This is a genomic window from Chloroflexota bacterium (genome assembly GCA_018648225.1).
Taxonomy (GTDB): Bacteria; Chloroflexota; Anaerolineae; order Anaerolineales; family UBA11858; genus NIOZ-UU35.
On the sequence record JABGRQ010000101.1, the window covers coordinates 1 to 1,819 of the forward strand.

Sequence of the window (1,819 nt, forward strand, 5' to 3'; positions counted from 1 at the left end):
GCTGTCATGGATATGTTCGTAGCCTTCTTCCAGACTAACGCCATTGATATGACCCAATATGTCAATGATGACAAAACTGTCAACGGCGACGCTGCTAATGGACAAGGCCTCTACGAATCTGGTTGTGCCCGCTGCCATGGCGACGATGGCAAAGGTATTGCCTTCGGTGATGAGAGCGACCCTGAATACCTGGGAGACCTCGCTTTGGGCAACCCTTGGGAAACTCTCCACAAAGCCGCCAACGGTCAACCTGCCGAGCACATGCCTTCCGGTTTGAACCTGGGCTGGAGTTGGCAAGATCTGGCTGATGTAATTGCATACATACAAACCCTTGGGGAATAGATAATTGACCTAATGGAGTTGGTGGCTTCAAGTCACCAACTCCAAAGTTGGTCCCGCGCGCTTTCCAACCTTAGGCGCGCCTTGGGCGTCCATATTTGCCGAAACTTTCCAGTCAGGCTCTTAATCAAACTATGAAACCTCGTTTGCAACGATCTCTGCAAATCACTGCTTTAGCATTTCTTGGCATGATCATCTTTATTGCCACGGGTATTTTATTTGGCGAAAGCCCGGCGCACGCGCTGCCTGAATATGCTGAGCGCACGGATGAATCATGTGCTGTCTGTCATGTAAACCCTGGCGGTGGCGGGCCGCGCACGCTGCGCGGTATTCTGTGGTCTGCACAGGGGAAACCTGATCTGGTGCCTGATCTAGGCAATGTGCTGGTTGCCCAAGGTGTGGAAGATGGCGATGAGCTTTTTGATATTGCCTGCGCGGGTTGTCATGGTGCATTTGGCGAAGGATTATTTGGTAACGCCATCGCTCTTTCCGGGGTGCAGGAATCGAAAATAGAATCCACGATTTTGCGCGGCCGGGAACGAAGCGGCATGCCCGCCTTCGATGGGCGCTTCACCGATGATCAGCTAGAAGCCATCGTAGCCTTTGTAACCGGCATCGCCTCTGGCGAAATCGAACCGCAGCCCCTCAGTTTCCCATTGCCTCCTGTTGAGTTGGACTGTGTGCCCGGGGATGCCCCATCAGATTGTGGAGGCAATTAGCATGGTAAAACATCAATCCTTCACACGACGTGAATTTCTCAAAGTATCCACAGGGGTAGTTGGGGGCGCGACATTCATAGGATCAGCGAGAGCGTTGGCAAAAACACTGGCCAACGAAAATTCTAGCCAATCAAATAATCAGCCAGTTGACGAACAAATTATTCCTACTGTCTGCCTGCTCTGTCCCAGCGGGTGCGGTATGCTGGCCAGAGTTGTCAATGGAAATCTCGTCAAGGTTGAAGGCAGTCCCATGCACCCGATCAATCAGGGCGCGCTATGCCCCAAGGGACAGGCAGCCCCCGAATTGCTCTACAACCCAGACCGATTGACGGGGCCTATGCGCCGTGTTGGGGAGCGTGGCGCTGATCGGTGGGAAAGCATCACCTGGGAAGAAGCCATCCAAACCGTTGCGGGCAATCTAAATCACCTGCGTGCAGCCGGACATCCTGAAAGAGCGGCAGTTTTATACGGAGAGGTACGCGGCCAAATGCGAGCTTTCCTGGAACGTTTCATGGCGGCTATCGGTTCTCCTAACGCCATCTCCCACGACAGTCTCAATATCGACGCTGCCAAGCTAGGGACGTTGCTGACCCAGGGGATCTACGACCTACCCGCCTATGATCTCGAAAATTCACATTATATTTTGAGCTTTGGTGCAAATATACTAGAAGCGGGGCGCTCACCCCAGCGAATGGTTTCGGGCATGTCCTACATGCGCCGCGGCCGAGCAGAACGCGGCAAAGTTGTTGTTTTCGATCCCA

Annotated in this window: 3 protein-coding genes; all 3 read left to right on the forward strand. The window is 53.3% G+C overall.

Annotated features, from left to right (window positions below):
* Positions 1-342 (forward strand): cytochrome c (locus HN413_09420; protein MBT3390618.1); only part of this gene is annotated, 342 nt, incomplete at its 5' end.
* Between the two features lie 143 nt (positions 343-485).
* The gene (locus HN413_09425; protein MBT3390619.1) at positions 486-1,058 is read left to right on the forward strand and encodes a cytochrome c; all 573 of its coding nucleotides are present in this window, start codon (positions 486-488) and stop codon (positions 1,056-1,058) included.
* A gap of 1 nt (position 1,059) precedes the next feature.
* On the forward strand, positions 1,060-1,819 hold a 760-nt coding region (locus tag HN413_09430; GenBank protein ID MBT3390620.1), incomplete at its 3' end, for a molybdopterin-dependent oxidoreductase.